Here is a 26,078-nt window from a genome sequence, read left to right on the forward strand (position 1 = left end):
CGACGGACCTGGCAAGCCAGCCCACACCGCCACAGCACCATGGGCCATCAGCTGCTCCGCACCCGCAACCTGCGCCAGACCAGCCGCATGCCCCTGCATCAACACCGACCTAGCTACGTACTCCTGGCCCACACGAGACACCTCACCAAGCTTGTTGATCGCACGCGCGACAAACTCCGTCTCAGAGGAGTCAGCAAGCATGCCGGCGACTGCCGGCAACTGGGCGACCACCGACTGCACCAACGCCGCATTCTTCGCCCAGAATGCTGCAGCCGCTGTTGCTTGTGCGACCTGGGTGGCCATCAACTGCTGATGCAACACCGGAAGCGATCCTTGCGCACCCGCAGCAGGGCGTGGGTTGGCAAAGGAGTTCGCGTTTTCATACTGCGACAACGTCCGCCCCATCAGACCGGCTACCGCGCCAGCACCACCAGTACGTTCCACCACACCGATCGAGCCCAACAAGCCTGCAACCGACCCGTCGGCACGCGAGGTGTTCTCCGCACTGACACGCAGCACATCAGCCACTGTTTGCAGCCACTCCCCCAACACCCGATTCGCCTCCGGCGCAGACGCCGACGACACACGCGAATGCGTCCGCCCCACACCATCCAAACCAGACACAGTCGAAAAACCGGCCATTTTCGTTGCCGATCCGAGGCCTAAATCACCGGCAACTTCCGCTGCTAAATGTGAAAGACGTCCGGATGCACCATGGACAGCATCGACATCCAAATTAATTCGGTTCCCCATTATTCCCCCTTATATTTGGTAACTGGCACCCCACCAGTCCATTCCAAGATACGAAAACTTCTCGTCCTCCGCTACTGGTTCTTTCTTGAACTCTTAATTAACAGATTGATACAGCACATCGAGAGAGTCCACGGCAAGCGCGCACGGATCATCGTTCGTCTGCCTCCGCGAGTTAATCGACACCCACATAGCCAACCCGCCACGGACGGTGTCTACCTGCGCAAAACAGGATTTCCCAGCGTCGCTCTCAACCCAGTGCACGAACAGACCCGGAGCTACTGAGTCATAGTCCGAGGAAACACGACGGCCCTCCTCTGCTGAGAGAACTTGTTCATTTGCCGGGTTAGCAATTACCGTCAGGAACGTTCCTGGAAGCGACGGACTGGTCATGCACCCTTTCGCTCCGTTCTCCGCCGCGCTGCCATCTTTCAAAGCCTCCACCCCCGTCATCCCCGCTGCCGCGTACTCCTCTGCGGAGATCTCGGTGCAGGGGTCGAAGAGATCGTCGCCAAGCGTGGCCGGGTCAAAGTCCCCAAGCTCTAACGTCCCACTGGCAAAGTGAAATGCCGGCGCTTCAGGCTGAACCACTTCCACGACCGGCTCAGCCGCTTCACCCATGCACCCCGATAGCACCGCAGCGGCAAGGCCGAGACTAACCGGCAACATCTTCTTCCCCATTGCTTCCCCCCGTTCACTGCAGACTATTCCGTGCAGTGACCATTATGGCGGCCCGGTGCAGGCAGCGCCATCGGAGAACATAACACCGCTCCGCTAGCCGACTGTCCAAGTCTGGTGCTACATTCAGCAAGTGAAACTCCTGTTACGCATGTGACAGTCTTCTCCTTCTCTCCTGAAAGGTCCGACAGTGCTGAACCGTCGTCGTTTCCTCCAAGCCGCTGCCCTTTCTGCCGCGGCCGCCACCACTACCGGTGCTTTCAACCCGGCGTACGCGCAGCGCCGCATCCTGGGCACCGTGGTCGATTACTCGGCCGGAGTGCCGTCTGGCGCTGCGGTGAAGGCCGCCGGCCACATGGGTGCGGTGCGCTACGTCTCGCAGCGACGTCCTGGCGCGACCTGGATGCTGGGCAAGCCTGTCACGATCGAAGAGACGCGGGACTTTGCCGCGAGTGGTCTCGCGACTGCCTCGGTCTACCAGTTCGGGCGCGCAGAGACCGCCGACTGGCTCGCCGGTGCCGCGGGTGCGGCGAAGCACGCCCCGCAGGCGATTCAGCTGCACCGCGCAGCAGGTGGGCCGAACGGTCGCCCGATCTACGTCGCAATTGACGACAACCCCACCCGCGACCAGTACGTCAACCAAATCCGCCCGTACCTGCAGGCTTTCCAGCTCGCGCTGAGCGCTGCAGGCCTGAAGACGGGTGTGTACGGCAACTACAACGTGATTCAGTGGTGCATCGAGGATCGCATCGGCACGTTCTTCTGGCAGCACGACTGGGGTTCACAAGGCCGCCTCCACCCGCGCGCCAATATTCACCAGAAGGCCAAGTACGTCGGCACGATCCAGGGTGTGCAGGTGGACATCAACAATGTCTACACCGCGGATTGGGGCCAGTGGACCCCAGGTCGCGCGGGCGGGCTGCCGCTTCCCGACGTCAACGCGCTCGTGCAAGGCTCAAGCCAGCTGTCGTCGTCTGTTGATTGGCGTCGTTACTTGCCGTAGGGGCGGCGTCGAGAAGCGAAAAAGCGCTAGGGTGATTCCCTAGAAACAGCCGCAACCCCCGGGAGAAGCATGACGGTGCTCAACGAAGGACAGATTCAACGCTCCTACATCATGGCGGACCGCGGCGAGCGCCCGCTGATTCGCGGCTGGTTCCACTTCTTCGCGGCGGCGCTGTCCGCGCTGTCTTCGGCGGTGCTGATCACCTTCGCGTGGATGACGATCGCCTGGTACGAGGCACTCGGGGTAACGCTCTACGGCGCAGGCGTGGTGCTGCTGTTCGGGGTGTCCGCCGCTTATCACCTCTGGCCGTGGCAACGCGCCGAGACTGTGCAATGGTGGCGGCGCGCGGATCACGCGACCATCTCGATTTTCATCGCTGCGACGTACACACCCCTCTGCCTAATAGTCTTCGAACCGAAAACCGCAGCGCTCATGCTGACAGTGGCGTGGGCAGGCGGCATCGGCGGGGCGATCCTCAACCTTGTGTGGATTAACCACCCGCGGTGGCTCGACGTCGTGGTGTACGTAGGGCTCGGCTGGATCATCGTGCCGCTACTTCCGACGCTTTGGCACGAGGCTGGTGCCGCGGTGGTTTGGTTGCTGTTTACCGGCGGCGTGATTTACACGCTCGGCGCGCTGGTGTATGGCTTCAAGTGGCCCGGGCGCAGCGCCCGCTACTACGGCTACCACGAGCACTTCCACACCGCGACCGTCGCCGCGGCGATCTGCCATCTGGTGGCCATCTGGATGGTCGTGGTGCAGGCCGGGTAGCTCTGCGAGCAGAGGGCGACGAAAGTGGTGCAAGTCTGCCCTGCCGGTCAAAGCGTGCCGCCCTCAATGGAGCTAGCTCCATTTGCGGTTACGGCGGACGCAAAACCCCAGGTCGTCTACCAACGGTTGCTCCAAACGGAGCTAGCTCCATGTACAGCGCCACAAACACCCAGTCCATGGGCCGCAGCAGCAGACACACTCCCCCAACCCACACACAGAACCTCCCCCGTGCTCACCAACGCAAAGCGCCGCCCCGACCGGATAGTCGGGGCGGCGCTTACACAGAGTCAGGGGCTCTGACCGGTTTAGTGGTCGACCGGAGCCTCCACGCCCACACCGGTGAGGGAGCGGACTTCCATCTCTGCCTGCTTCTCCTCGAAGTTGTCCGGCTTGCCCAGGAAGGTGCCGATGATGCCGCCGAGGAAGCCGAGCGGGATGGAGACGATGCCCGGGCTGGACAGCGGGAAGATGGACCAGTCAGCGTTCGGGAACATCGAGGTCTCCGTACCGGATACTGCCGGGGACAGGAAGATCAACAGCAGCGCCGAGATCAGGCCAGTGTAGATGGACACAACCGCGCCTGTGGTGTTGAAGCGCTTCCAGTACAGGGAGTACAGGATGGTCGGCAGGTTGGCGGACGCCGCGATGGCGAATGCCAGGGACACCAGGAAGGCCACGTTCTGGGACATCGCCAGGATGCCCAGGATGATGGACACAATGCCCAGGATCACCACGGTGATGCGGGAGACACGGACCTGCTCGTCCTCGGAGGCTTCGCCGTCGCGGATCACAGAGGCGTAGACGTCGTGGGCGATGGACGCGGAGGCCGTAATGGCCAGACCGGAGACCACCGCGAGCACCGTCGCAAAGGCGACAGCGGAGATCAGCGCCATGAAGAAGGAGCCGCCGAGCTCGAAGGCGAGCAGCGGTGCCGCGGCGTTCGCGCCACCCGGCGCAGCGAGGATTCGGTCCGGGCCGACCAGGGCTGCGGCAGCGTAGCCGAGCACCAGGGTGAACAGGTAGAAGACACCGATGAGCACGATGGCCCAAGTCACAGACTTACGGGCTTCCTTCGCCGTCGGCACGGTGTAGAAGCGCATGAGCACGTGCGGCAGGCCTGCGGTACCCAGAACGAGGGTCACCCCCAGGGAGATGAAGTCGATCTGGCTGGTCAGTGTCGCGCCGTACTTCAGGCCGGGCTTCATAATTTCAGAGGCTTCGTAGCCCTGCGAGGCCATGTAGTCGGATGCGGCGTGGGCGCTAATCGCATCGTCGAACAGCGTGTTCATGCCGCCGCGGATGTTGACGAACACCAGGACGGTCATGACGGCCACACCGGCAACCAGGAGCACCGCCTTAATCATCTGCACGTAGGTGGTGCCCTTCATGCCACCAACCAGCACGTAAATAATCATGACCACACCAACAACCGCGACACAGATCGCCTGCGCGGTAAAGCCGTGCAGGTCAAGCAGCACGGAGACTAGCGAGCCAGCGCCGGCCATCTGCGCGATGAGGTAGAACAGCGACACGAACAGGGTGCCGAAGGCTGCGGCCACGCGGACCGGCTTCTGGCGGAGGCGGAACGAGAGCACGTCCGCCATGGTGAAGCGGCCGACGTTACGCAGCGGCTCCGCCACCAGCAGCAGTGCTACCAGCCAGGCGACGAAGAAACCGATGGAGTACAGGAAGCCGTCGTAGCCGCTCAGCGCGATCGATCCCACAATACCCAGGAAGGACGCAGCAGAGAGGTAGTCGCCGGCGATGGCGAGACCGTTCTGCGTACCGCTAAAGGAGGAACCGCCGGTGTAGAAGTCGGCCGATTCACTCGTAGTTTTGCCCGCGCGAGTCACCACGTAGAGGGTGACAACGATAAAGATCGCGAACACCGCGATGTTCAGGAGCGGGTTACCGGCACCAGCTGATTCTGGCGCCGCGAGGATAAAGTCCTGCATCGTTTAGCCCTCCATTTCTTCTCGGATACGAGCCGCGCGCGGCTCGAGGTTCTTATTCGCCCACTTCACGTAAACCCACGTAATTAAGAACGTGGTGAAGAACTGGGCCAGCCCCAGCCAGAGCCCCACGTTGAGGCCCAGGAACGGGGCCGCCATCGCATCAGGCATCAGCGTGGCGACGACCACGAAGACCAGGAACCACAGGAAAAACGCGACCGACACGGGGAAGGTGAACCCACGGAAGGTTTTGCGGAGTTCCTGAAACTCCGGACTGCGCTGCATGGCCACAAACTCTTCCGGGGTTGGCTCCCGGCGTTGTGGGATAGAAGTCGATCCAGACACGGCTTCGATCCTTTCTTGTCATGTACAAGTTCTCTCATGCTTCGCTGCGAGCTCACACCGAAGACTCTCAATGTGATCTGCAACTCAACACCTGGCATGTTACCTATCCCACACCACGCTCGTGAATGATTGTTTTAGGCAAAGCACAACAAAGAGTGACGCCCACCCCCAAAATATGCTTTTAGCAGGAAAAACTAATGATCGTACGACCACCCCCGCCAGGAGGTAGGGTGATGAAAAACCGCAGTAAAAAAGGGCCTATCTTCATCAGATAGGCCCTCGTGTGCACCTGGCGCACACGCGGTGTTTAGTCCACGTCGCCGGGGAAAGTTAGCGGGTCGCCCGACATCCGCTCACCCTGCACCGCATCAAGCGCAGCGATATCCTCCGCGTCCAGTGAGACCTCAAGCGCACCAAGGTTTTCCTCCAGTCGCTTCAGATTCGCCGTCTTCGGCACCACCGACACGCCCATCTGCAGCAAGTAAGCAAGCACCACCTGCGCAGGCGTCGCATCGTGCTTGGTAGCCACGCCGACGATCGCCGGGTTATCAAAGTTCTTGCCGCGCGCCAGCGGAGCCCACGCCTCGGTGAGGATGTTGTGCTTTGCGTGGTAGTCGCGCAGCTCCTGCTGCGTAAACCCGGCGTGCAGCTCAACCTGGTTGAGCACCGGCGCGACGCCGGTAGCCTGGATGATCTCGTCCAGCACCTCGGGGTAGAAGTTAGCCACGCCGACCGACTGCAGCTGCCCCATCCCCTGCAGCTGCACCAGTTCCTCAAAGGCGGAGACGTACAGGCCGCGCTGCGGCCATGGCCAGTGCACCAGGTACAGGTCGATGAACTCTAGGTTCAGCCGCTTGAGCGACTCCTGGTACGCAGCTGCGGGTCGGTCCTGGTCGTCGTTCCACAGCTTGGTGGTCACGAACAGGTCCTCGCGGGTGACGTCGCCGGCAGCGATAGCGTCACCGATTGCCTTGCCGACGGCCTCCTCATTGCCGTAGAACGCCGCCGTGTCGATGTGGCGGTAGCCCAGCTCGATGGCACGCCGCAGGACAGCCTCAACGTCTTCCGGGGCGAGCTTGTAGGTGCCTAAGCCCAGCAGCGGGAAATCGTAGCCGTCGTTGAGAGTAGTAACGGGAATGCGCATTGTGTCTGCCTTAGTTCGCGTCAATCAGGTCGATAACAAATACAAGCGTGCGCCCGGAGAGTGCGCTCACCCCACCGGCCGGGCCGTAGGCCTTCTCCGGCGGCACGATCAGCTCGCGGCGCCCGCCGACCTTCATGCCGGGAATGCCTTCCTGCCACCCCTCGATCAGGCCAGCAAGCGGAAACTCCGCAACCTCGCCGCGATCCCAGGAGGAGTCGAATTCTTCGCCGGTTGCGTAATCCACGCCGAGGTAGTGCACCTTAATGTAGCCGCCTGCCACCGCCTCAGCGCCTTCGCCGACCACAAGATCCTTCACAACCAAGTCGGTCGGTGCGGGCGCGTCGGGGATAGTGATGGTGGGCTTTTCCATGTGTGTTGATACTCCTTAAGTACAAACTCTTCAGGACAAACTCGCGTGAAAATGCGAAACCGCCAAGCACGGTTTCCCCAAAGTATAAGGGAAATGCCGTCCTTGGCGGGTATCCGGCGCAGCTACCTGCGGGTTGTCCTAGCGCTGATCGCGCGGGATGAAGTCACGCTGCTGGTAGCCGGTGTAGATCTGACGCGGGCGGTTGATCTTGGTGTTCATCTCCAGCTGCTCGCGGTACTGTGCGATCCAGCCCGGGAGACGGCCAATGGCGAACAGGACCGTGAAGAAGTCGGTCGGGAAGCCCATGGCGCGGTAGATCAGGCCCGTGTAGAAGTCCACGTTCGGGTACAGCTTGCGGGAGACGAAGTAGTCGTCCTTCAGCGCGATCTCCTCGAGCTCCATCGCCAGGTCGAGCAGCTCGTCGCCGCCCAGGTGCTCGAGCACGTCGTGTGCGGTCTGCTTGACGATGGCTGCGCGCGGGTCGTAGTTCTTGTACACGCGGTGGCCGAAGCCCATGAGGCGGACGCCCTTTTCCTTGTTCTTCACGCGGTTCATGAAGTCGGTGGCGTCGCCGTCGTGGTTGTTCTTGATGTCCTCGAGCATCTCGAGCACAGCCTGGTTTGCGCCGCCGTGGAGCGGGCCAGCCAGGGCGTTGATGCCGCCGGCGATGGAGACAAACATGTTCGCCTGCGCGGAACCAATCATGCGGACGGTGGAGGTGGAGCAGTTCTGCTCGTGGTCCGCGTGCAGGATGAGCAGCTTGTCCAGCGCGTCAACCAGCACCGGATCAACCTCGTACGGCTCGGTCGGGTAGCCGAACATCATGCGCAGGAAGTTCTCACGCGCGTTCAGCGCGTTGTCCGGGTACATGTACGGCTTACCCTGGGATGCGCGGTAAGCGTACGCCGCCAGCATCGGCACCTTCGCCATGAGACGCACGGTGGCCTTGTCCAGCTGCTCCTCATCCAGCGGGTTGAGCTGGTCCTGGTAGTACGCGGAGAGAATGTTCACCGAGGAAGCCAGCACGGCCATCGGGTGCGCGTTGCGCGGGAAGACGTTAAACGCCGCCTTAAAGTCCTCATCCAGGAGGGTGTGGTGACGGATCTCGGTGTTGAACTTTTCCAGCTCGTCAGTGGTCGGCAGCTCGCCACGGATGAGCAGGTAAGAGACCTCGTTGAAGGACGCGTTTTCCGCCAGGTCAGCGATGTCGTAACCGCGGTAGCGCAGAATGCCCGCATCACCGTCAATGTAGGTGATCTTCGACTCAGTCGAGCCGGTAGATACGTACCCCGGGTCGAAGGTCACCAGGCCGGTCTCGCCCAGCATCTTGCCGAGGACAACACCGTCGTTGCCCTCGGAAGCCTTCATGATGTCCATTTCGTACTCGCCACCGGGGTAGTGAAGTACCGCCTTTTCATTGTTCTCAGAAGCCACAGTGTGCCTTTCCACGATTGCTCACATTGAATCCGGCCATCGCCGAAGAATTACCTAAGCCATCGTAGCAAAGTTTGTGACGCGCATGACAAGCCCCAGGCCGTGCCCAGAACACCACATCTGAAAGAAAGTGACCACATAACAGGCATGCGGAAGGCATAATATTATGCACTGCATATGCGAACGCAGTCTTTTTTCGAATTTTGAGGATGTAGGTTTTCATGAGCTCTTTCCCCACTCTCCCCTCCGATCTCCTGCCGGCAGACGGCCGTTTCGGCTGTGGCCCCTCCAAGGTCCGCCCGGCGCAGCTCGACGCCATTGCGCGCGGCGCGAGCATTATCGGCACCTCGCACCGCCAGCCGGCAGTGAAGAACCTCGTCGGCGAAGTTCGCGAGGGTCTGTCCGCGCTGTTTAACCTGCCCGAGGGCTACGAGATTGTGCTCTCGCTGGGCGGGGCGACCGCGTTTTGGGATGCGGCGACGTTCGGTGTCGTCGAGAAGCAATCGGCCCACCTCACTTTCGGCGAGTTCTCCTCGAAGTTTGCGAAGGCCTCGGAGAAGGCCCCGTGGCTCGATCAGCCGCAGCGCGTCGAGGCCGAGCCCGGCACTGCCCCCTCCCCTGCCGCGCTCGACGGCACGGCGGCCGATGTCGTGGCGTGGGCGCACAACGAGACCTCGACGGGTGCGATGGTGCCGGTGAAGCGCCCGGACACCGACGCGCTCGTGCTTGTCGACGCCACCTCCGGCGCCGGTGGGCTCCCCGTGGATATGCAGGAAGCTGACATCTACTACTTCTCCCCGCAGAAGTGCTTCGCTTCCGACGGCGGCCTGTGGCTGGCCGCAATGAGCCCGGCTGCGATCGAGCGCATTGCCAAGGTGAAGGACTCCGGCCGTTTCATCCCGGCCTTCCTGGACCTGCAGACCGCGGTGGATAACTCGCGCAAGAACCAGACCTACAACACCCCGGCCGTGGCGACCCTGCTCATGCTCGCCGACCAGGTCAAGTGGATGAACGACAACGGCGGGCTCGACGGCATGGTGGCGCGCACCTCCGCCAACGCCGAGGCCCTGTACGGCTGGGCGGACGCGCACGAGCTGGCGACCCCGTTCGTGCAGGAACCGGCGCAGCGCTCGCTGGTGGTTGGCACCATCGACTTCGACGAGCGCGTGGACGCCGCGCAGCTGGCGAAGGCGCTGCGGGAGAACGGCATCCTGGACACGGAGCCGTACCGTAAGCTGGGCCGCAACCAGCTGCGCATCGGCATGTTCCCGGCGATTGACTCCCAGGACGTCACCACGCTGACCAAGGCGATCGACTGGCTGCTTGCCCAGGGCGTGGGCCAGCAGTAAACACCTGCGAGTGCGCTAGGCTGGGGTGAACTGTGAGGTCGAAGGGAGAAGCATGCGCGAGCTGTATTTGATGGCAGACGAGTCTACGGAGAAGTTTTTCGTTCTCCGAGATTCCGAAGGCGTGAGCTTCCAGATCGCCCGCTCGGAGTTCGCCCCGCTCTTCTCCCCCGCCGCAGAGCAGGCGGAAGACGGCGAAGAGTCGGCTGAGTCCGCGCCGCTTGTTGCGGTGGAAGAGGGTGTGGTGGACGTCGAGAAGCAGGAGCCCGAGGCCCCCGCTGAGCACGACGACACGCCCGAGTACAGCGCACTGAGCAAGCAGCGGGGCCTGCCGGAGCCGGACCCGCTGCTGACCAACCCGCTGACCATGCCGCCGCGCGAGATCCAGGCGCGGATTCGCGCTGGTGCCACCTCGCAGGAGCTGGCGGACGAGATGGGGGTGGCCGTCAGCCGCGTCGATACCTACTCGCACCCTGTCGTGCTGGAGCGCATGCAGATCGCGGAGGCGGCGAAGCAGTCGCACCCGGTGCGCGACGACGGGCCGGCGAAGCTGACCTTGTTTGAGATCCTGGCGACCGCGTTCGCGGCCCGCGGGCATGCGCTTTCCGACGCGGAGTGGGACGCCACCCGCGAGCCGGGCGAGCCGTGGGTCGTCCACCTCCGCTGGCGGGCCGGACTGACCGAGAACGAGGCGCAGTGGACACTGAAGCGCTCCATGGGCTCGCCCGCGTCTACCGAGGCCCGCAACTCCGTTGCCGCCGACCTGACCGATCCGGACTTTGTCCAGCCTGTGCGCAGCCTCACTGCGGTTGACGCGCACGGGGAGGACGACTGGGACGGCAGCGCGAGCCCCGCTCGCGAAGAGTCGGCCGAGGCAGACGGTGCCGAGGACGCACAGGGCACTGAAGGAACCGTGACCGAGGGGGACTTCCTGCGCCATCCGGACGGCGAGCAGCCGCAGAAGCGCCGACGCAAGGCCGTCACCCCGCACTGGGAGGACGTGCTGCTCGGTGTTCGCACGAACACGAAGCGGCCTCGCAAGTAGCTGCCGGAAGGAATGCGCCCTATGTCCTACCCCGCCATCGTGACCATGTGGTTTGTCAGCACGCCTGATCCCGCAGGCGTGCTCAATTCCGAGCCGAAGGCCGACCGCGGCTTCGGCCGCAAGCTGCTCGCGCAGATCAATCCGGCGTGGCCGATCACGCCGATCGGCGAGTTCCCGCTCAACCGCTCCTCCACCCCGGGTGCCGACGAGTTCTACATCGCTGGCTACCCCGGCGTCGCCGTGGTGCAGACCTTCGTGGAGAAGATGGACAAGATCTCTGAGGTCACCGAGTATCTGCGCGAGGCGCTCCCCGCGACCGATACCTACGTCTTCGCCCACGGCACAGACTCAGACTTCGCGGGGTTTGCCCACTACCAGGGCACCACGGTGCGCCGGGCGCTCACGGCCACGCGCGAGGTGGTGCTGGAGGACATCGGCCTGCCCGATCCCTTCGAGGCCCCCTACTGGGCTGGCGAGAAGGCCGAGCAGCTCGGCGGCATCTCACTGCCCTTCGAGCCGGCGGATCTGGCCATAGCTGCGCAGGAGGCCTGGCTGGGCGTGCCGGTGAACCCGCAGGGCCCGGATGTACACGTGGTTGGCTACGCCATCGACGGCAGACCTGAGCCGAAGATCCATGCGCAGAAGCCACGGACGAAGACCGTGAACGAGGTCGCCGCGCGCTTCGCTGATTCGGAGAAGGACTACGACGACTACGAGTTGCCGGACCCGGACGAGGGCGGCCACGAGTTCGCCGATCTTGCCGACGCCTCCATCGCCGCGACCAAGCGCGTCGGGCGGGGCGTCGCGCGCCGTGTGCGCAGCCTCGCCGCCACGGTGCGCGAGAAGATCCGGCACTCGGACCGCTAGCGCTGCGCCTCGTAGAAGGCGATCGCGGCCGAAGTCGCCACGTTGAGCGAGTCGGTGCCCGGTGCCATGGGGATTTTCGCCCGCACGTGTGTCGCCGCCATCGCGTGCCGCGTGAGCCCCGGGCCCTCCCCACCAACGAGGAAGGCGATCTTGTCATGCCCTGCCACGGCCTCGTGCAGCAGCACTGCGTCGTCGGCCGGGGTGAGCGAAACCAACCACCAGCCGGCGTCTTTCAGCTCGTCGAGGGAGCGCTGCCACGTGGTCGTGGTGCCGTCTAGATGCGCGAACGGGGTGCGCAGCACGTGCCCCATGGACACGCGCACGCTGCGCCGGTACAGCGGGTCGGCGGTCGCAGCGCCAAAGAGCACGCCGTCGACGCCCATGCCGGCGGCGTTTCTGAAGATGGAGCCGATGTTCTCGTGGTCGCCCACGCCCTCGAGAATGACCAGGGTGCGCGCGCCGTCAATCACCTCGGCGACGCTGCGCTCCGGAGCCTTATCTGCGGACGCGAGCAGGCCGCGGTGCATGTCGTAGCCTGCGACCTCGCCCATCAGCTGGCGGGTGATCTCGTAGACCGGGACCCCGCGGCGGGACAGCTCCTCGCCGTACTCTTCGAGGAAGGACTCCAGCCTGCCGCCGAAGCCGTAGACGGCCCGGACCGGGAAGCGAGACTCCACGAGCCTGCCAGCCACGAGCGGGCCCTCAGCGAAGACCAAGCCCTTCTCCTTGTCCGAGTGCTTCAGGTCACGGATGTCGTCTAGGCGCGGGTCCTGGGGATCCTCGATACGCGTGCGCATTTAGCTCAGCGCCGCCAGGATCGGGCCCTGCGCAAAGTAGACCACGAACAGCAGGGAGATCAGCCACATGATCCAGTGGATGTGCTTCGTCTTGCCGGTAAACAGCGCCATGGCCGTGAACGCGATGAAGCCGACACCGATGCCGTTGGCAATGGAGTAGGTCAGCGGCATGACCACGATGGTGAGGAAGGCGGGGAACGCGACGTCGAAACGCGACCACTCGATGTTGCCCACCTGCATCATCATGAGCGCACCCACGACAACCAGCACGGGGGCCGCGGCCTCGATGGGCACCATCTCGTAGAGCGGGGTGAAGAACATGGCGACGAGGAACAGGATGCCCGTGACCACGTTGGCCAGGCCGGTACGCGCGCCGTCGGCAATGCCGGCCGAGGAGTCGACGAACACCGTGTTCGAGGAAGACGATGCTGCGCCGCCGACGACCGCGCCGAAGCCTTCGACGACCAGGGCGCGCTTCATGTCGGGCAGGTTGCCGTGCTCATCGGTGACCTCGGCCTGGCGGCCGAGTGCGGTCATGGTGCCCATGGCGTCAAAGAAGTTCGCCAGCACCAGGGTAAAGACCAGCAGGGAGGCGGCGACCACGCCGAGGTGGATGAAGGCACCGACAAGGTCCACGTTGCCCACCAGGGACAGATCCGGCACACCGCCGAAGGAGTCCGGCAGCTCCGGCACAGCCAAAGACCAGCCGTGCGGGTCGTCCGCGGAAGAACCGGCGCCGGCGAAGTGCTCGACGATCAGCGAGATGATCGTGGTGACCACGATGCCGATGAACAGGCCGCCGGGGATGTTGCGGGCCACCAGGAAGCCGCAGATGAGCAGACCAACGATGAAGACGAAGGTGGGCCAAGACGCGATCGAGCCGCCGAAGCCGAGCTGCACCGGCACCGTGGTCATCGCCTCGTCCGGCACACGGCGGACGAAACCTGCGTCCACCAGGCCAATCATGGCGATGAACATACCGATGCCCACGCTCATGGCCACCTTCATCGAGTCCGGAATAGCGTTAAACACCGCGGTGCGGAACCCGGAGATGGCGAGCAAGACGATGATGATGCCGTCGATCACCACGAGCCCCATGGCCTCCGGCCAGGTCAGGCCCTGCTGGCCTACAAGCGTGACGGCCACGAGCGTGTTCAGCCCCAGGCCGGTGGCGATGCCGAAGGGGTACTTGGCCACCACGCCGAAGAGGATGCTCATCACGCCCGCAGCCAGCGCGGTCACGGCCGCGACCTGCGGGATGCCCAGCACTACGCCTTCGCGGTCCGGGCTCGTGCCCAGAATCAGCGGGTTGAGCAGGACGATGTAGGCCATGGCGAAGAAGGTGACCACTCCGCCGCGGATCTCCGTGCCAACGGTGGAGCCCCGCTCGCTGATATGAAAGAATCGGTCAAGCCCGCCTTGTGGCGCGGCATTAGAGGTGACGGTACTCACGTCAGTTCTTCTCCTCTATCCCTTTTCCGGGTGATTGAATTATGCGGTGGCGCAGCGCAGTGCCGCTGCCATTTTACGTGTCATAGCCTGTCACTTCACTGCCAGTTTGTAAAAATACGTCCGTTGACGTCGTTGCGCCGAAAGGAACCTCATGCACGCTTTCAGCTTTGTCGTGGAAGAGGGCCGCGTCATTGACGCCGAGCGTTACGCCGCCGCCGCCCGCGAGTTGGGGGTCTCCTCGGCGGAGCTCAACCGACTGCGGGTACGCCTGAGCATGGTCGCAGGCACCCGCCGCGCGGTGCTGGAAGTCCACGGCGGCACCGCCTCGCTCGAGCTGCGCCCGCTGCCGCCCGCCCCGGCAGAGATCACGGTAGCGGCGCGCCCCGTCCGCGACGAGCGCACGGTGCCCGCCTGCTCCGGGCCGGACTTGGGGTGGCAGCGTTTCGCGTTGGCGCAGACTCCGGCGCATGAGGGCCTGCTTGTCGACGCCACGGGGAGGGTCGTCTCCGCCATCATGGCTCCACTCGTCATGCTCCAACACGGCCGCGCCTACATTTCCAGCCACGAGCGCACCTCCGCGTCAATCGCACTGGACGGCGTGGTGGAAATCCTCGCTGGGCAGGGCGTGGAGCTCGCCCACCTGCCGGGCGGCTTCATCCGCTCGGACCTGCTGAAAAGCGAGGTCTGGGTCATCGACCCAGTCTACGGGGCCCGCCTTGTCACCACCTGGCTGGAGTACGGCACGTCTCGCCCGGCGCGGCAGTGGGTGGAGCGCGGGCGTTTGCCCACGCACCGCGAGGTCAACGAGCTGCGTGAACGGCGCGCGGTAGCCGTTTAGATCAGATCCACGGTGGTGTCGGCGTGCGCGCCGCAGCCGTAGGAGGAGGCCACCACGCGCCCGTCGGCGGAGTACTCGTTGGTGCACACGCCGAAGTTCTCTCCAATCGGCTCCCCCATGGGTACGTAGAAGGCGCAGGTGCGGCAGTGCAGGGTGGCCTTTTCCGCGAACTCGCTGTTGGGCCCGAATTCGCCGGTGCGCCAGCGCTTCTCCGCTTCCGACAGGCCCTGCTCGGTGAGGTAGTGCTTCGTCTCGCGGCCGGAGAAGACAATGGCGTGGCGGGAGAAGGAGTCCGCGGTGATGCGATTGTCATCCGGAGCAGGCTCGAGGATGTCGCCGGGGCCAAGATCGCCGGGGCGCAGCCGCTCCGAGTAGGGCACCCAATCGGGGGCTTCGAGCGCGCCGGCCGCAGGCATCAGCGCCACCTCGTTGACGGTCACCCAGGTCGAGCCGGTGGCGCAGGCGATCACGGCGTTCCACTCCCAGCCGTCGTAGCCGGGAACGCTGGCTTCAAAGCGGTGGGTGGCCACGTTCTGGCTCAGTCCCCCGACTCCGATGTGCTCCCCGATCTCCTCGGGCGCGGCAATCTCCTCGAGTGCGGCGCGCGCCGTGGCGATGGCAACATCGCTCAGCAGTGGGGAACGCTTCTTGGACCGGTTGCGGGATCGTTTTCTGGATTGAGACACGCCCCCATTATGCGCGAGAGTCTCACGACGGTGCGACGGTGGTGCATCATAGGTGCCATGCATCAGTTCTCCTTCCCCGTTTCTGTCACCGGCGCGCTTGCGGTCTGCGCCCTCGCGCTTGGCGGCTGCGAGAGTGTCGAGCCAGGAGCGTCGGCAGGTGGCGTCGAGAAGCTGCGCGCCGTGGTGCAGGAGCGCTACCCCTTCGACGCCGACAGCTTTACCCAGGGGCTCGAGGTGGCTCCGGACGGCACGCTGCTGGTGGGCACCGGCCAGGAGGGGCAATCGCGCATTTACCGACGCACGCTTGAAAACGCTGAGCCCGAGCTGGCCTCCGTGGACTTGGATCCGCAGTTCTTCGGCGAGGGCATTACCCAGGTCGGCGACAGTGTGTGGCAGCTGACCTGGCAGGACGGCGTCGCAATGCGGCGGGATGCAGACACGCTGGAAGAGACTGACCGCGCGACCTACGACGGCGAGGGCTGGGGGCTGTGCGCACGCCAGGACGAGCTGCTCTTCTCCGACGGCTCGGCCGAGCTGCGTCGCCTCGACCCGGAGACTTTTGCGGAGCGCGAGCGCTTTACCGTCACCGCCGATGGCGCGCCGGTGGCGGGGCTCAACGAGCTGGAGTGCGTGGGTGATGCGGTCTACGCCAACATCTTCACCACCACCGATATCGTGCGCATCGACGCCGCCACGGGCGAGGTCACCGCGCTTATCGACGCCTCCGCGCTCCCCAACAACGCCGAAGACGATCCCAACAACGTCCTCAACGGCATCGCGCACCTGCCGGAGAGCGACGAGTTTCTCCTCACTGGCAAGCGCTGGCCGGACATGTACCGTGTCACCTTCGAGCCCGCCGAGTAGCGGCGCTGGTTTACACTAACCACTATGGCTAAACCGGGTGCGAGTTCATGGGGAAAGCAGATCGCCGTCATTGCGGTGGGGGTGATCGTGCTGGTTGCAGGCATTTACGCCTTCTTGGAGTGGCAGCGAACCAGCCCCTCAACCCCGGTGCGCGACATCCGCGTTGCAGTGGCCGCGGGCGAGACCACAGAGGAGCTCGCGCCGTACACCGTCTGCCCGCTCGACGAGCAGTGCGACGGCGGCGACCCGCCGACGATCGACGCGGGCGACGCGAAGGAGCTGACTATTACGGTGCCGGAGGAGATCTCCAGCTCCGGGTGGCGCCTGCTCGCTATTTACGACGACCCCGCGGCCAACGACGAGCGCGTCTTCCAGTCCCACGAGACCACCGAGCACACCATCGACGCTGTGACCGACTCGGGCGCGCGCCTGGTCGTCGCCGAGGTCTCCGCCCTAGAGATAGATAAAGGCGAGGACGGGGAAGAGATCCCCGTCCTCGCCACGTGGTCTGTCGCGCTTAACGGCGCTTAACGGTTAAGCATCAAGCTCGCGGGCGACAGCGCGCAGAATTTCTGCGACCTGGCGCGCTTCCTTGCGCTCCGGGTAGCGGCCCTGCGTGAGCGCCGGCTGCACCTGCGTCTCGATCATCGTCATGACGTCGGCGAGCATGCTGCCCAGCTGCTCCGGCTTGCGACGGTGCACCGGGCGGCGCTTCGGGCTGTCGAGCACCTTGACGCGCAGCGCTTGCGGGCCCTTGCGGCCGGCCGCGAAGTCAAATTCGACGCGCTGGCCTGGGACGAGCTCCTCTACGCCGTCGGGGAGGACGGACTTGCCGATGAAGACGTCCTCTTCACCCGGGTTGGATGCGAAGCCGAAGCCCTTCTCGGCGTCGAACCACTTCACCTTTCCAATAGGCATATTGCATCTTCCTTTACTTTTCTCGTGCCCACCTCGGGGCATTACCTTCACAATAACGAAAGAGGTGATGGTACCTTCCCTCCTCCCCTCCGCCACAGCCACACCTAACGTGATGTAGATCACTTTATCTTTTTGTAACGCGCTGACCAGCATCGTTAAGCGGCTGCTCCCCCACAGCTCACCCCGGACGGTCACAAACCGTGCCCATAACGTGACTCAATCGTTATAAACCGCTAGGCTGACCCGCAACGTAAACCGACAGCACTGCAAAGGCAGTACCGAGAGAGGATTTTTCGATCATGGGACGCCACTCCAAGCAGACCACTTCCCCGGCCAAGAAGGCCCTTGCGGGCACCGCAGCAGCGGCCGCCCTCACCGGCGTCGGCGCGCTGGCCCCGCACGCATCTGCCGCCCCGGACTCCGACTGGGACCGTCTCGCAGGCTGCGAAGCCGGCGGCGACTGGCACATCAACACCGGCAACGGCTACTACGGCGGCCTGCAGTTCAGCTACGGCACCTGGCAGGCATACGGCGGCACTGAGTTCGCCCCGACCGCCGACCAGGCTACCCGCGAGCAGCAGATCATCGTGGCAGAGCGCACCCTGGCACAGCAGGGCTGGGGCGCATGGCCGGCCTGCTCCGCAAGCCTCGGCCTGAACTCCGCGCCGACCAACCGCGACGCGCAGGCTGCGCAGGCAGCCCCGGCTCCGGCACCCGCACCGGCACCGGCAGCTGCTGAGGCGGCCGCCCCGGCCGCACAGCAGGACACCACGCTCGCCGTGGACCAGCTGTACAAGCAGATCGTGGCCAACCTGAACAACGCCGGCATCGGCGTCCCGGCACAGGTGCACACCACCTACGCCGCGAACCGCCACGACTACAACGCCTTCTACAAGGCGAACCAGCCGCTGATCGACGCTGTCCTCAACGGCAACGTCAACGGCATCATCGCCCAGGTCCAGGCACAGGCACTGCGCTAAACCAAAGGCTGTATTTAAGCGCCGCGGCGCACGCGAGTTCTACGCGTGGCCGCGGCGCTTTTCGCTGCGCGCATGAAAAAGTGCCTCCCCTTTACCCGGGGAGGCACTTTTTAAGGAATGCGAAACCCGCCTGCCAGCGCGCAATCACGCCGCAGGCGGTACGAGCAGCCCTTTTTAGCGGTTGATGCGCGTGGTCGTGTGCACGTAGCCGGTTTCCTCAGCCGGCATCGGCAGGACCAGGTCGTCGCCGAAGGGGCTGGAAGCGCCCGCCAGCTTCGAAGAAAGCTCCGTCACAGGGTGACCATTACCGTGGGTGTGCTCGGGCCACGCCGGGTTTGCGCGGCCGATCTTCTGTACATCTTTAGCCATGCCACTCATTCTTGCACGTCCGCGTACAAAACGCACGTAAACTACAAATTTGCACCATGACTGACTTCGCCAACGCACTTGCACAGCTCACCCCCGACTCCCTGCGCCGCCTCATCGCCGCGCGCCCAGACGCGTTCTTCCCGCCTCCGCCCTCGCTGGCGTCGCTCGCCACCAGGCTGACGCAGTCCGCCTCCACCGCGCGGGCGCTGCGCACGCTGAACGCCGCAGAGCTCGCCGCGCTGCAATCGCTTGTCGACGCCGGCGCGGAACTCACCCCCGCTACCCCCGAAAGCGACATCACCGCCCTCCGCGACGCCGCGCTCGTCTACCCCGCAGGCAACGAGGGTGACGTACGCGTCGCCCCCGGCGCGGTCGCCCCACTGCCTCCAGCCTGGCGCGTGGCCGACCGCATCCCTGCCGATTTAGACGAGAAGCTCGCCGCCCTCGACGAGCGCCAGCGCAAAGTCCTCGAATCCCTGGCCGCGGGCGGCGGCATCGGCGTCTCCAAGGCCGCGGCACCGGACGCGGATCCTACAACCCCGGCCGCGCGCCTTCTAGCTTCAGGCCTTATCGAGCGCTACAACGAGCACTCCGTGCGCCTGCCCGAGCCCGTGCTTCTGGCCCTCCGTGGCCGCACCCCGCGCGAGCACCCGCTCACCCCGCCCCCGGCACCGGAAGTGGACCAGGCGAAGGTCGACGCCGACGCCACCGCTGCTGGGCTCGAAGCGGTGCGCCAGATGCGCCAGTTGCTCACTTCCCTCATGCGCACCCCCGTCCCCTTAAATAAGGACGGCTCCGTGGGCGTGCGCGCGCTCGCAACGTTGGAGAAAGCCCTCGGCTTCGACACCCGTCTGCTCATCACGGTAGGCCACGCGGCAGGACTTCTCGGCTGCGGCCCGGTCGACGAGCAGGACTGCCTCGCCGCCACCAAGGACGCGCTCTCCTGGTGCGACGCCACGATCGCCGACCAGTGGGCGATCCTGCTCGCGGGCTGGCTCGCCTCCCCCTGGCGACTCGACACCGCCAAACTGCTGCATTCCGAATCCCGCGAACCCGACCTACGCCGCGCTAAAGAGATGGTGGTCCGCCACAGCGGCGACCCGCAGCAGCTCCTCTTCTACGCCCCACTCGACGCCGCGGGCCTGCGCCCAGAGCGCGTCACCGCCCTCTGCGGTGAGGCCCGCACGTTCGGTGCGCTCGCGCCCACCCCGTCCACGCCCCTGCGCGCCCTGCTTGAGCGCGAAGACGTCGCCGCCGCGACCCGCGAGCTCGTCCCCGCCGAGATCGACACCGTCATCGCCCAGGCGGACCTGACCATCCTCGCGCCCGGCCCCCTCCCGCCCGCGATGGCAGCGGTCCTCGAGTCCTTCGCCGAGCTCGAATCCCCCGGCCTGGCCAGCGTGTGGCGCGTCAGCGACGCCTCGGTGCGCCGCGCCTTCGACACCGGCCGCACCGCCGAGGAGCTCAAGACCTGGCTCGAGGCGCACACTCTGGGCGAGGTGCCCCAATCTTTGAGCTTTTTGCTTGACGACGTCGCGCGCACCCACGGTGCCATCCGCGCCGGCCACGCGATGAGCTACCTGCGCAGCGCCGACCCGGCACTCATCGCCACCGCTGCCCAGCACACCCCACTGCGGGTACTCGCCCCAACCGTGGCCGTCTCCGATCTGCCCCTGCCCAAACTGTTAAGAGCACTGCGCGAGGCAGGCCTGCAGCCAGCCGCCGAAGACGCAGACGGAGCCACGCTCGACATCGCCCCCGAGCCCGCACTCGTCCGCCCAACACCTGCAGCGCTACCGAAAACGCAGCGCGTGGGCGAAGAGCTGACCGAGCAATTAGTCGCCCGGCTCCTCGCACACGAAGAGGGCGCGTCAAACGCTACTGCGGCCCAGTCCCCCACCGAGACCCTCCAGGCCGCGGCAAGGGCCCGCAGGCACGTCCGCGTCACCTACTTCGACAGCGCAGGCGAGAAACAAACGCTCACCGCGCTGCCGCTCTCGGTCCGCGCGGGCCGAGCCGATCTCCTCAACGAGTCAACGGATGCGGTCGTGCGCCTGCCCATCCCCCGCGTTGCCGAGGTTGAGCTGGCTTAGCGGCTCACCTGCTCCAACAGCTCAAGCACGTGCTGGTACGGTTCGCCGGTCGCGCTGGTCAGCCCCAGCTCGCAGGTGCGGTTGGACGACGCGTGGTACTTCGCCCCCAGCCGCTTGGCCTCCGCAGCTTCTCGCTTTGTTGCCGACGCCGTGAGCTCCGGGTGCAGCATGCCGCGGTCGCCCGCATACCCGCAGCAGTTCCAGTCCTTCGGTACGTTGACCTGCTCCACCGCGGCCTCGGCCACCTTGACCAGCTGCGGGAAGATCCCCAGGTGGGTCGAGGAGCACGTGGGGTGCAGCGTCACCGACTCCAGCTTGCGGTCCACCGCCAGCTTGTCCAGGACGTGTGCTTCCACGAACGCGATCGCGTCGATGACCGTGATGCCAACTTTCTCCGCCATCTCCGCAAAACCCTGGGTACACGATGAGGCGTCGACGATGACGGGGAGGCGGCCGCCGTCCGTAGCCTCCATGAGCAGCGCTTGGGCGCGTTGCTCCATTACCTCGTGGCCCTGCGTCATGCCTTTCGACGTCCACGGGGTGCCACAGCACAGCGAGTCAATCCCCTCCGGCACGAGCAGCGCCAGCCCGGCGCGCTCCACCAGGCGCGCGAACGCCTCGGAGGCACCGACTCCGTCTGCCTGCGGGCCGAACATGGAGTTCACGCACGCCGGGACGAACACGCCGACCGGGGCGGCGAACTTGCTGCCCACGCGCTCGCCGAAGGCCTTCGAGCGCGTGCGCCCACCCTTGGATAGTTCGGGGCGGTACTGCGGTACGGTGTCCTCGCCCACCAGCGCACGCGCGACGTCGGTGACCTTCTGCACCAGGCCGGTCGGCAGGTAGTGTGCGCCGGTCAGCGCGACGGACGCCACCTTGTTCGCCGGTGCCCACGCCTTCGCGGCTGCGGCCCAGCCCGCGTTTTCCACCTTCGTGGCTTCCTCGCGGCGCAGCGACTTTACAAACTTGCCGGTATCAATCCCGACCGGGCACGCGGTCACGCACATGGAGTCCGCCGCGCACGTGTCGATGCCCTGGTACTCGTAGGCTTTGTCCAGTTCGCGGACGGTGTCCATGTCGCCGTCGAGAAGCGCCTGAGCGCGGGCGCGGCGCACCACGATGCGCTGGCGCGGCGTCATGGTGAGATCGCGCGAGGGGCACACCGGCTCGCAGTAGCCGCACTCCACACAACTGTCGATCGCGTCCTCTACCGTGGCCGACAGCTTCATGTTGTGCAGGTGCTCCTCTGGATCATCAGTGATGATCACGCCCGGGTTCATCGTGTTGTGCGGGTCGCACGCGCGCTTGAGCTCAACCATCACGTCGTACAGCTCGTCGCCGTACTGGCGGCGCACGAACGGCGCCATGACGCGGCCCGTGCCGTGCTCCGCCTTCAGGTTGCCGTCGGCGGCCAAGATCAGGTCCACCAGCGCGTCGTTGAAACCGTTGTAGCGGGTGAGATTCTCCTCGCCCTCGAAGCGGTCGGTGATGAGGAAGTGGATGTTGCCGTCCTTGGCGTGACCGAAAATCACCGCGTCGTCATACCCGTACTGCGCGAACATGTCCTGCAGGCCGGAGCAGGTATCGGCCAGGTCGCCGACGGGCACCACCACGTCCTCCAGCAGCGCGGTCGTGCCGGAAGGGCGGGCCTCCGCCACCTGGGCGTAGAGTCCCTTGCGGAAGGCCCAGGCCTTTGCCGCCGCGGAGGCGTCGGTGGAGAACTGGGCCGGGTTCTGCAGGTCCAGACTCCGCAGGATCTCCGCGCCCGCTTGCTCGCGGGCGTAGAGCTCCTCCTCGTTGTCCGCGTGGTACTCAATCAGCAGCGCGGCCTGGCCATCCACCTCAAAGCCGGTGATCTCCTCCGGCACGGATGCGAAGCTGCGGCCGACCTCGATCGAGTGCGAGTCCATCAGCTCCAGCGTCGCCGCCTTGGAAGCAAACAGGTCTGGCAGGCTGCGGGTCGCCGCGTCGATGCTCTTGAACACCGCGACCGAGGTGGTCTTCACCTTCGGCACCGGCACGGTGCGCAGCACTGCCTCGGCGATGAACGCCAGCGTGCCCTCCGAGCCGATGAGCAGGTGCTCGAAGACCTTTACCGGCTCATCAAAGTCCAAGAACGCGTTGACGCCGTAGCCCATGGTGTTTTTCAGCGCGAAGTGGCGCTCGATCTTCGCCACCGACTCCGGGTTTTCCCGCACGCGCTTCTGCAGCCGGATCAGGGTCTCAAACAGCTCCGGCTCCTGCGCCTTGAACTGCTGGTTCGCGTCCGCGTCCGCCGTGTTGATCACGGTGCCGCTCGGCAGCACAAAGGTCATCGACTCCAGCGTGCGATAGGTGTTCAGCTCCGTGCCGCAGGCCATGCCGGCCGAATTGTTCGCGATCACGCCACCCATGGTCGCCGCGCTTTCCGACGCCGGATCCGGCCCCAGCTTCTTCCCGTAAAGTGCCAGACGCGCGTTGATGGAACGCACCGTCGCCCCGGGCTGCACCCGGACACGGTTGCCGCGGTCGAGGACTTCGACGTCGCGGAAGTGCTTGCGCACGTCGACAAGCAAGCCACTGCCCCCGCCCTGACCCGACAGGGAGGTCCCGCCCGAGCGCAGCACCACCGGCGTGCCGGAGGCGCGGCCGGCGCGGAAAACGGCGGCGACGTCATGCGCGTTGCGCGCCTCGATCACCGCATCCGGGGTGTAGAGGAAGTGCGAGGCGTCGTGGGCGTACTTGATGCGGTCCACCAGCGAGGTGTGAACGGTCGAATCGGTACCAAGTTCGCGGTGGAGGGTGTCGGTGACGCGCGCGTCGGGCGCGGAGATCGTGACAGTCATAGGTACCACTTTAGGGCTAGACTACTTCCAGCACACGAATTCTGGGAAAGAAAGGACCCCATGCCAATCGGAGAGGGCCCCTTAATCGTCCAGTCGGACAACACCGTACTTCTCGAGGTCGCGCACCCGGACGCCCCGAAGGCCCGCGCCGCGCTCGCCCCTTTCGCGGAGCTCGAGCGCGCGCCTGAGCACATCCACGCCTACCGCATCACCCCGCTCGCGCTGTGGAACGCGCGCGCCGCGGGCTTCGACGCCGAGCAAGCCGTGGACACGCTCGAGCGCTACTCCCGCTTCCCCGTCCCGCAGCCGCTGCTCATCAGCGTCGCAGAAACCATGGCGCGCTACGGCCGCCTCAAGCTCGTGCAGCACCCCGCCCACGGACTCATCCTGGAAGCGGATGAGCCCGCACTGCTCACCGAGGTCACCCGCAGCAAGAAGATTCGCCCGCTCATTGGCTCGCTTATCGACGCCACCTCCATCCCCGTCCACCCCTCCGCCCGCGGCCAAATCAAACAGGAGCTCACCAAACTCGGGTGGCCCGTCGAAGATCTCGCGGGTTACGTCGACGGCGAGCACCACCCGATCCAGCTCGACCAGGACGGCTGGCAGCTCCGCGACTACCAGCAGTACGCCACCGAGTCCTTCTGGGAGGGCGGCTCCGGTGTGGTCGTGCTGCCCTGCGGCGCAGGCAAGACGATCGTGGGCGCGGCGTCCATGGCACAAGCGCAGACCACCACGCTCATCCTGGTGACCAACACCGTCGCCGGCCGCCAGTGGCGCGACGAGCTACTGCGCCGCACCACGCTCACCCCAAACGAAATCGGCGAGTACTCCGGCGAGAAGAAGGAGATCCGCCCCGTCACCATCGCGACCTACCAGGTGGTCACCCGCAAGACGAAGGGCGAATACCGCGCCCTCGAACTTTTCGACTCCCGCGACTGGGGCCTCATCATCTACGACGAGGTGCACCTTTTGCCCGCCCCCGTCTTCCGCATGGCCGCCGACCTACAATCTCGCCGCCGCCTCGGGCTGACCGCAACGCTTGTGCGCGAGGACGGCCGCGAGGACGACGTCTTCTCGCTCATCGGCCCCAAGCGTTACGACGCCCCGTGGAAAGAACTCGAAATGGCCGGCTACATCGCCACCGCCGAGTGCGTCGAGGTCCGCACCACCCTGAGCGAGGAAGAACGCCTCACCTACGCCACCGCCGAGACCCGAGAGCGCTACCGGCTCGCCGCCTGCTCACGCGGCAAACTCCGGGCCGTCGAGACGCTGCTCGCACAGCACGCAGGCCAGCAGACGCTCATCATCGGCGCCTACGTGGACCAACTCGAGGAGATCGCAGCACACACCGGTGCACCGCTCATCCACGGCAAGACGAGCACGAAGAAGCGTGAAGAGGCCTTCCAGGCCTTCCGCGAGGGCGAAATCGCTACGCTCGTGGTGTCCAAGGTGGCGAACTTCTCCATCGACCTGCCCGAAGCCGCCGTAGCCATCCAGGTCTCCGGCACCTTCGGCTCCCGCCAAGAAGAAGCGCAGCGATTGGGCCGCCTTCTCCGTCCGAAGCATGACGGGGCCGAGGCGGTCTTCTACACCATCGTCGCCCGCGACACGCTCGACGCCGAATATGCAGTCCACCGCCAGCGCTTCCTCGCCGAGCAGGGTTACGCCTACCGACTCGTCGACGCCGCCGACCTATAGACTTGTCAGCCATGAACACGTTTCATTTCGAGGTTGATGAAGACTACGCCAAGCAGCACAACGAGCTACTCCAAGACACAAAGAGCATGGTGATCTCCGGCATCGCCATCTTCGTCCTCTGCGTGTTAGGCGGCATCGCCTCTTGGATCTTCATCAGCCCCACCTCGCCGTGGCGTCTCCTCGCCTCCGTGGGCTTGATCCTCTTCGGCGTGATGATGCTCATCGTGGCGCTCCTCTTGCCCAAGTCGGTGGGCAAGACCCAAGCGCTTTACGACGCCCACCCCCTCGCCCCCGCAATCATCACTGAAAACGCCGGCACGACCCTCACACTCACCGCTCTGGTGGACAAGAACGCCGCTGAGCAGGGTCCGGCCCGCTGGGCGATTACCTCCCGCGTGGTCAAGCGCATCCCGAACACCCACGACACCGTCGGCACCAAGGTCCCCGTCGTTGCCGTAGGAGGACAGCGCACCTCCCGCGACAAGAACACGTGGCAAGTCATCACACCGATGCCAATCGCCTGGGCCACCCCGGACACCCAGGTCATCTCCCGCGCCCGCGCCGAGATCCCCCAGGATCAGTGGCAGCGCCTGGAGAAGGCGCGCAAGGATGCCGAGCTTGTGGCTTCGGCTAAGAACTCTCTAGTTGCCTTGTAAACGCGTTTTCTATCTCACGCCCGGTTCCTTTCTATCTATTGGAACCGGGCGCTTGTGTATCTAAGGATCCGAAAAAGGTACGTATGCTGTGCTGTTGCTGCGGATGAATAGAGATCCGTGAATCCTTTTACGTGGTGTTTTTGGCGACCTGGGACAACAGGGTGTTCAGAAGACTGAAATGGTAGCGGTGTGGT

General features: G+C 65.0%; 25 protein-coding genes. 12 read left to right on the plus strand and 13 right to left on the minus strand.

Translation table 11 applies throughout. From position 1 onward, the window contains the following. Together HMPREF2550_RS12190 and HMPREF2550_RS02170 are read right to left on the minus strand one after the other, a co-directional pair. Positions 1-753: hypothetical protein (locus HMPREF2550_RS12190; protein WP_168167672.1), on the minus strand; the 753-nt coding region annotated here is incomplete at its 3' end. 93 nt (positions 754-846) lie between these two features. Next, positions 847-1,431 (minus strand): DUF3558 family protein, encoded by a 585-nt coding sequence (locus tag HMPREF2550_RS02170; RefSeq protein WP_070789384.1) that lies wholly within the window; start codon positions 1,429-1,431, stop codon positions 847-849. A 190-nt stretch (positions 1,432-1,621) separates the two neighbouring features. On the opposite strand from HMPREF2550_RS02170, the gene HMPREF2550_RS02175 reads away from it, so the two are divergent. Next, on the plus strand, positions 1,622-2,431 hold the full coding sequence (locus HMPREF2550_RS02175) for a DUF1906 domain-containing protein (RefSeq protein WP_083319731.1): 810 nt from the start codon (positions 1,622-1,624) through the stop codon (positions 2,429-2,431). Between the two features lie 69 nt (positions 2,432-2,500). Continuing rightward, on the plus strand, positions 2,501-3,202 hold the full coding sequence (locus tag HMPREF2550_RS02180; protein WP_070789387.1) for a PAQR family membrane homeostasis protein TrhA: 702 nt from the start codon (positions 2,501-2,503) through the stop codon (positions 3,200-3,202). 305 nt (positions 3,203-3,507) lie between these two features. Here the strand turns inward: HMPREF2550_RS02180 and HMPREF2550_RS02185 are convergent, their stop codons facing one another. From HMPREF2550_RS02185 to HMPREF2550_RS02205, 5 genes are all read right to left on the minus strand, one after another. Then, positions 3,508-5,157, minus strand: coding sequence for a solute symporter family protein (locus tag HMPREF2550_RS02185; RefSeq protein WP_070789389.1), 1,650 nt, complete (start codon positions 5,155-5,157; stop codon positions 3,508-3,510). A 3-nt stretch (positions 5,158-5,160) separates the two neighbouring features. Further along, positions 5,161-5,439 carry a DUF485 domain-containing protein gene (locus tag HMPREF2550_RS02190; protein ID WP_070789391.1) on the minus strand — a complete coding sequence of 93 codons (279 nt, stop codon included), beginning with the start codon at positions 5,437-5,439 and terminating at the stop codon, positions 5,161-5,163. Positions 5,440-5,806: 367 nt separating this feature from the next. Further along, positions 5,807-6,643, minus strand: a complete 837-nt coding sequence (locus HMPREF2550_RS02195; RefSeq protein ID WP_070789393.1) for an aldo/keto reductase — start codon at positions 6,641-6,643, stop codon at positions 5,807-5,809. 10 nt (positions 6,644-6,653) lie between these two features. Then, complete coding sequence (locus HMPREF2550_RS02200; protein WP_070789395.1) at positions 6,654-7,013, minus strand: FKBP-type peptidyl-prolyl cis-trans isomerase; 360 nt, start codon at positions 7,011-7,013, stop codon at positions 6,654-6,656. A gap of 138 nt (positions 7,014-7,151) precedes the next feature. Then, positions 7,152-8,465, minus strand: coding sequence for a citrate synthase (locus tag HMPREF2550_RS02205; RefSeq protein ID WP_083319726.1), 1,314 nt, complete (start codon positions 8,463-8,465; stop codon positions 7,152-7,154). Positions 8,466-8,668: 203 nt separating this feature from the next. Here HMPREF2550_RS02205 and serC point away from each other — a divergent pair, with 203 nt between their 5' ends. Genes serC through HMPREF2550_RS02220 form a run of 3 tightly spaced genes read left to right on the plus strand, consistent with a single transcriptional unit; the run spans position 8,669 to position 11,705 of the window. Further along, the gene (serC, locus tag HMPREF2550_RS02210; RefSeq protein ID WP_070789397.1) at positions 8,669-9,796 is read left to right on the plus strand and encodes a phosphoserine transaminase; all 1,128 of its coding nucleotides are present in this window, start codon (positions 8,669-8,671) and stop codon (positions 9,794-9,796) included. A gap of 52 nt (positions 9,797-9,848) precedes the next feature. Next, on the plus strand, positions 9,849-10,838 hold the full coding sequence (gene sepH, locus HMPREF2550_RS02215; RefSeq protein WP_070789399.1) for a septation protein SepH: 990 nt from the start codon (positions 9,849-9,851) through the stop codon (positions 10,836-10,838). Between the two features lie 21 nt (positions 10,839-10,859). Further along, positions 10,860-11,705, plus strand: coding sequence for a DUF6928 family protein (locus tag HMPREF2550_RS02220; RefSeq protein ID WP_070789402.1), 846 nt, complete (start codon positions 10,860-10,862; stop codon positions 11,703-11,705). On the opposite strand, the gene HMPREF2550_RS02225 is transcribed toward HMPREF2550_RS02220, so the two are convergent. Together HMPREF2550_RS02225 and HMPREF2550_RS02230 are read right to left on the minus strand one after the other, a co-directional pair. Continuing rightward, on the minus strand, positions 11,702-12,502 hold the full coding sequence (locus HMPREF2550_RS02225) for a TrmH family RNA methyltransferase (protein ID WP_070764791.1): 801 nt from the start codon (positions 12,500-12,502) through the stop codon (positions 11,702-11,704). The genes HMPREF2550_RS02220 and HMPREF2550_RS02225 overlap by 4 nt on opposite strands. Continuing rightward, positions 12,503-13,954: an NCS2 family permease gene (locus tag HMPREF2550_RS02230; protein WP_070789403.1), complete on the minus strand. Its 1,452-nt coding sequence runs from the start codon at positions 13,952-13,954 to the stop codon at positions 12,503-12,505. 151 nt (positions 13,955-14,105) lie between these two features. Here HMPREF2550_RS02230 and HMPREF2550_RS02235 point away from each other — a divergent pair, with 151 nt between their 5' ends. Next, positions 14,106-14,792 (plus strand): hypothetical protein, encoded by a 687-nt coding sequence (locus HMPREF2550_RS02235; protein WP_070789406.1) that lies wholly within the window; start codon positions 14,106-14,108, stop codon positions 14,790-14,792. Here HMPREF2550_RS02235 and HMPREF2550_RS02240 read toward each other — a convergent pair. After that, positions 14,789-15,478: a DUF3027 domain-containing protein gene (locus HMPREF2550_RS02240; protein ID WP_070789408.1), complete on the minus strand. Its 690-nt coding sequence runs from the start codon at positions 15,476-15,478 to the stop codon at positions 14,789-14,791. The two genes, HMPREF2550_RS02235 and HMPREF2550_RS02240, sit on opposite strands and share 4 nt — an antisense overlap. A gap of 57 nt (positions 15,479-15,535) precedes the next feature. On the opposite strand from HMPREF2550_RS02240, the gene HMPREF2550_RS02245 reads away from it, so the two are divergent. Next, positions 15,536-16,342 carry a glutaminyl-peptide cyclotransferase gene (locus HMPREF2550_RS02245; protein WP_141760489.1) on the plus strand — a complete coding sequence of 269 codons (807 nt, stop codon included), beginning with the start codon at positions 15,536-15,538 and terminating at the stop codon, positions 16,340-16,342. A gap of 24 nt (positions 16,343-16,366) precedes the next feature. Next, positions 16,367-16,873, plus strand: a complete 507-nt coding sequence (locus HMPREF2550_RS02250; protein ID WP_070789411.1) for a DUF2771 domain-containing protein — start codon at positions 16,367-16,369, stop codon at positions 16,871-16,873. 3 nt (positions 16,874-16,876) lie between these two features. Here the strand turns inward: HMPREF2550_RS02250 and HMPREF2550_RS02255 are convergent, their stop codons facing one another. Further along, complete coding sequence (locus tag HMPREF2550_RS02255) at positions 16,877-17,260, minus strand: cold-shock protein (protein WP_070764796.1); 384 nt, start codon at positions 17,258-17,260, stop codon at positions 16,877-16,879. Between the two features lie 299 nt (positions 17,261-17,559). Between HMPREF2550_RS02255 and HMPREF2550_RS02260 the strand changes: the two genes are divergently transcribed. Then, positions 17,560-18,240 carry a resuscitation-promoting factor Rpf1 domain-containing protein gene (locus tag HMPREF2550_RS02260; RefSeq protein ID WP_070789413.1) on the plus strand — a complete coding sequence of 227 codons (681 nt, stop codon included), beginning with the start codon at positions 17,560-17,562 and terminating at the stop codon, positions 18,238-18,240. Between the two features lie 174 nt (positions 18,241-18,414). Here the strand turns inward: HMPREF2550_RS02260 and HMPREF2550_RS02265 are convergent, their stop codons facing one another. Continuing rightward, positions 18,415-18,609 carry a hypothetical protein gene (locus tag HMPREF2550_RS02265; RefSeq protein ID WP_038589042.1) on the minus strand — a complete coding sequence of 65 codons (195 nt, stop codon included), beginning with the start codon at positions 18,607-18,609 and terminating at the stop codon, positions 18,415-18,417. Positions 18,610-18,665: 56 nt separating this feature from the next. On the opposite strand from HMPREF2550_RS02265, the gene HMPREF2550_RS02270 reads away from it, so the two are divergent. Then, a complete protein-coding gene (locus HMPREF2550_RS02270) occupies positions 18,666-20,702 on the plus strand; it encodes a helicase-associated domain-containing protein (protein WP_070789415.1) in 2,037 nt (678 codons plus the stop codon). Here HMPREF2550_RS02270 and HMPREF2550_RS02275 read toward each other — a convergent pair. Continuing rightward, the gene (locus tag HMPREF2550_RS02275; RefSeq protein WP_070789417.1) at positions 20,699-23,527 is read right to left on the minus strand and encodes an FAD-binding and (Fe-S)-binding domain-containing protein; all 2,829 of its coding nucleotides are present in this window, start codon (positions 23,525-23,527) and stop codon (positions 20,699-20,701) included. The two genes, HMPREF2550_RS02270 and HMPREF2550_RS02275, sit on opposite strands and share 4 nt — an antisense overlap. A gap of 60 nt (positions 23,528-23,587) precedes the next feature. On the opposite strand from HMPREF2550_RS02275, the gene HMPREF2550_RS02280 reads away from it, so the two are divergent. Beyond that, a complete protein-coding gene (locus HMPREF2550_RS02280; RefSeq protein ID WP_070789419.1) occupies positions 23,588-25,228 on the plus strand; it encodes a DNA repair helicase XPB in 1,641 nt (546 codons plus the stop codon). An 11-nt stretch (positions 25,229-25,239) separates the two neighbouring features. Further along, positions 25,240-25,884, plus strand: coding sequence for a DUF3239 domain-containing protein (locus tag HMPREF2550_RS02285; protein ID WP_070789421.1), 645 nt, complete (start codon positions 25,240-25,242; stop codon positions 25,882-25,884). Positions 25,885-26,078: the final 194 nt, after the last annotated feature.

Origin of the sequence: Corynebacterium sp. HMSC074A01 (genome assembly GCF_001831515.1) — a bacterium.
Taxonomy (GTDB): domain Bacteria; phylum Actinomycetota; class Actinomycetes; order Mycobacteriales; family Mycobacteriaceae; genus Corynebacterium.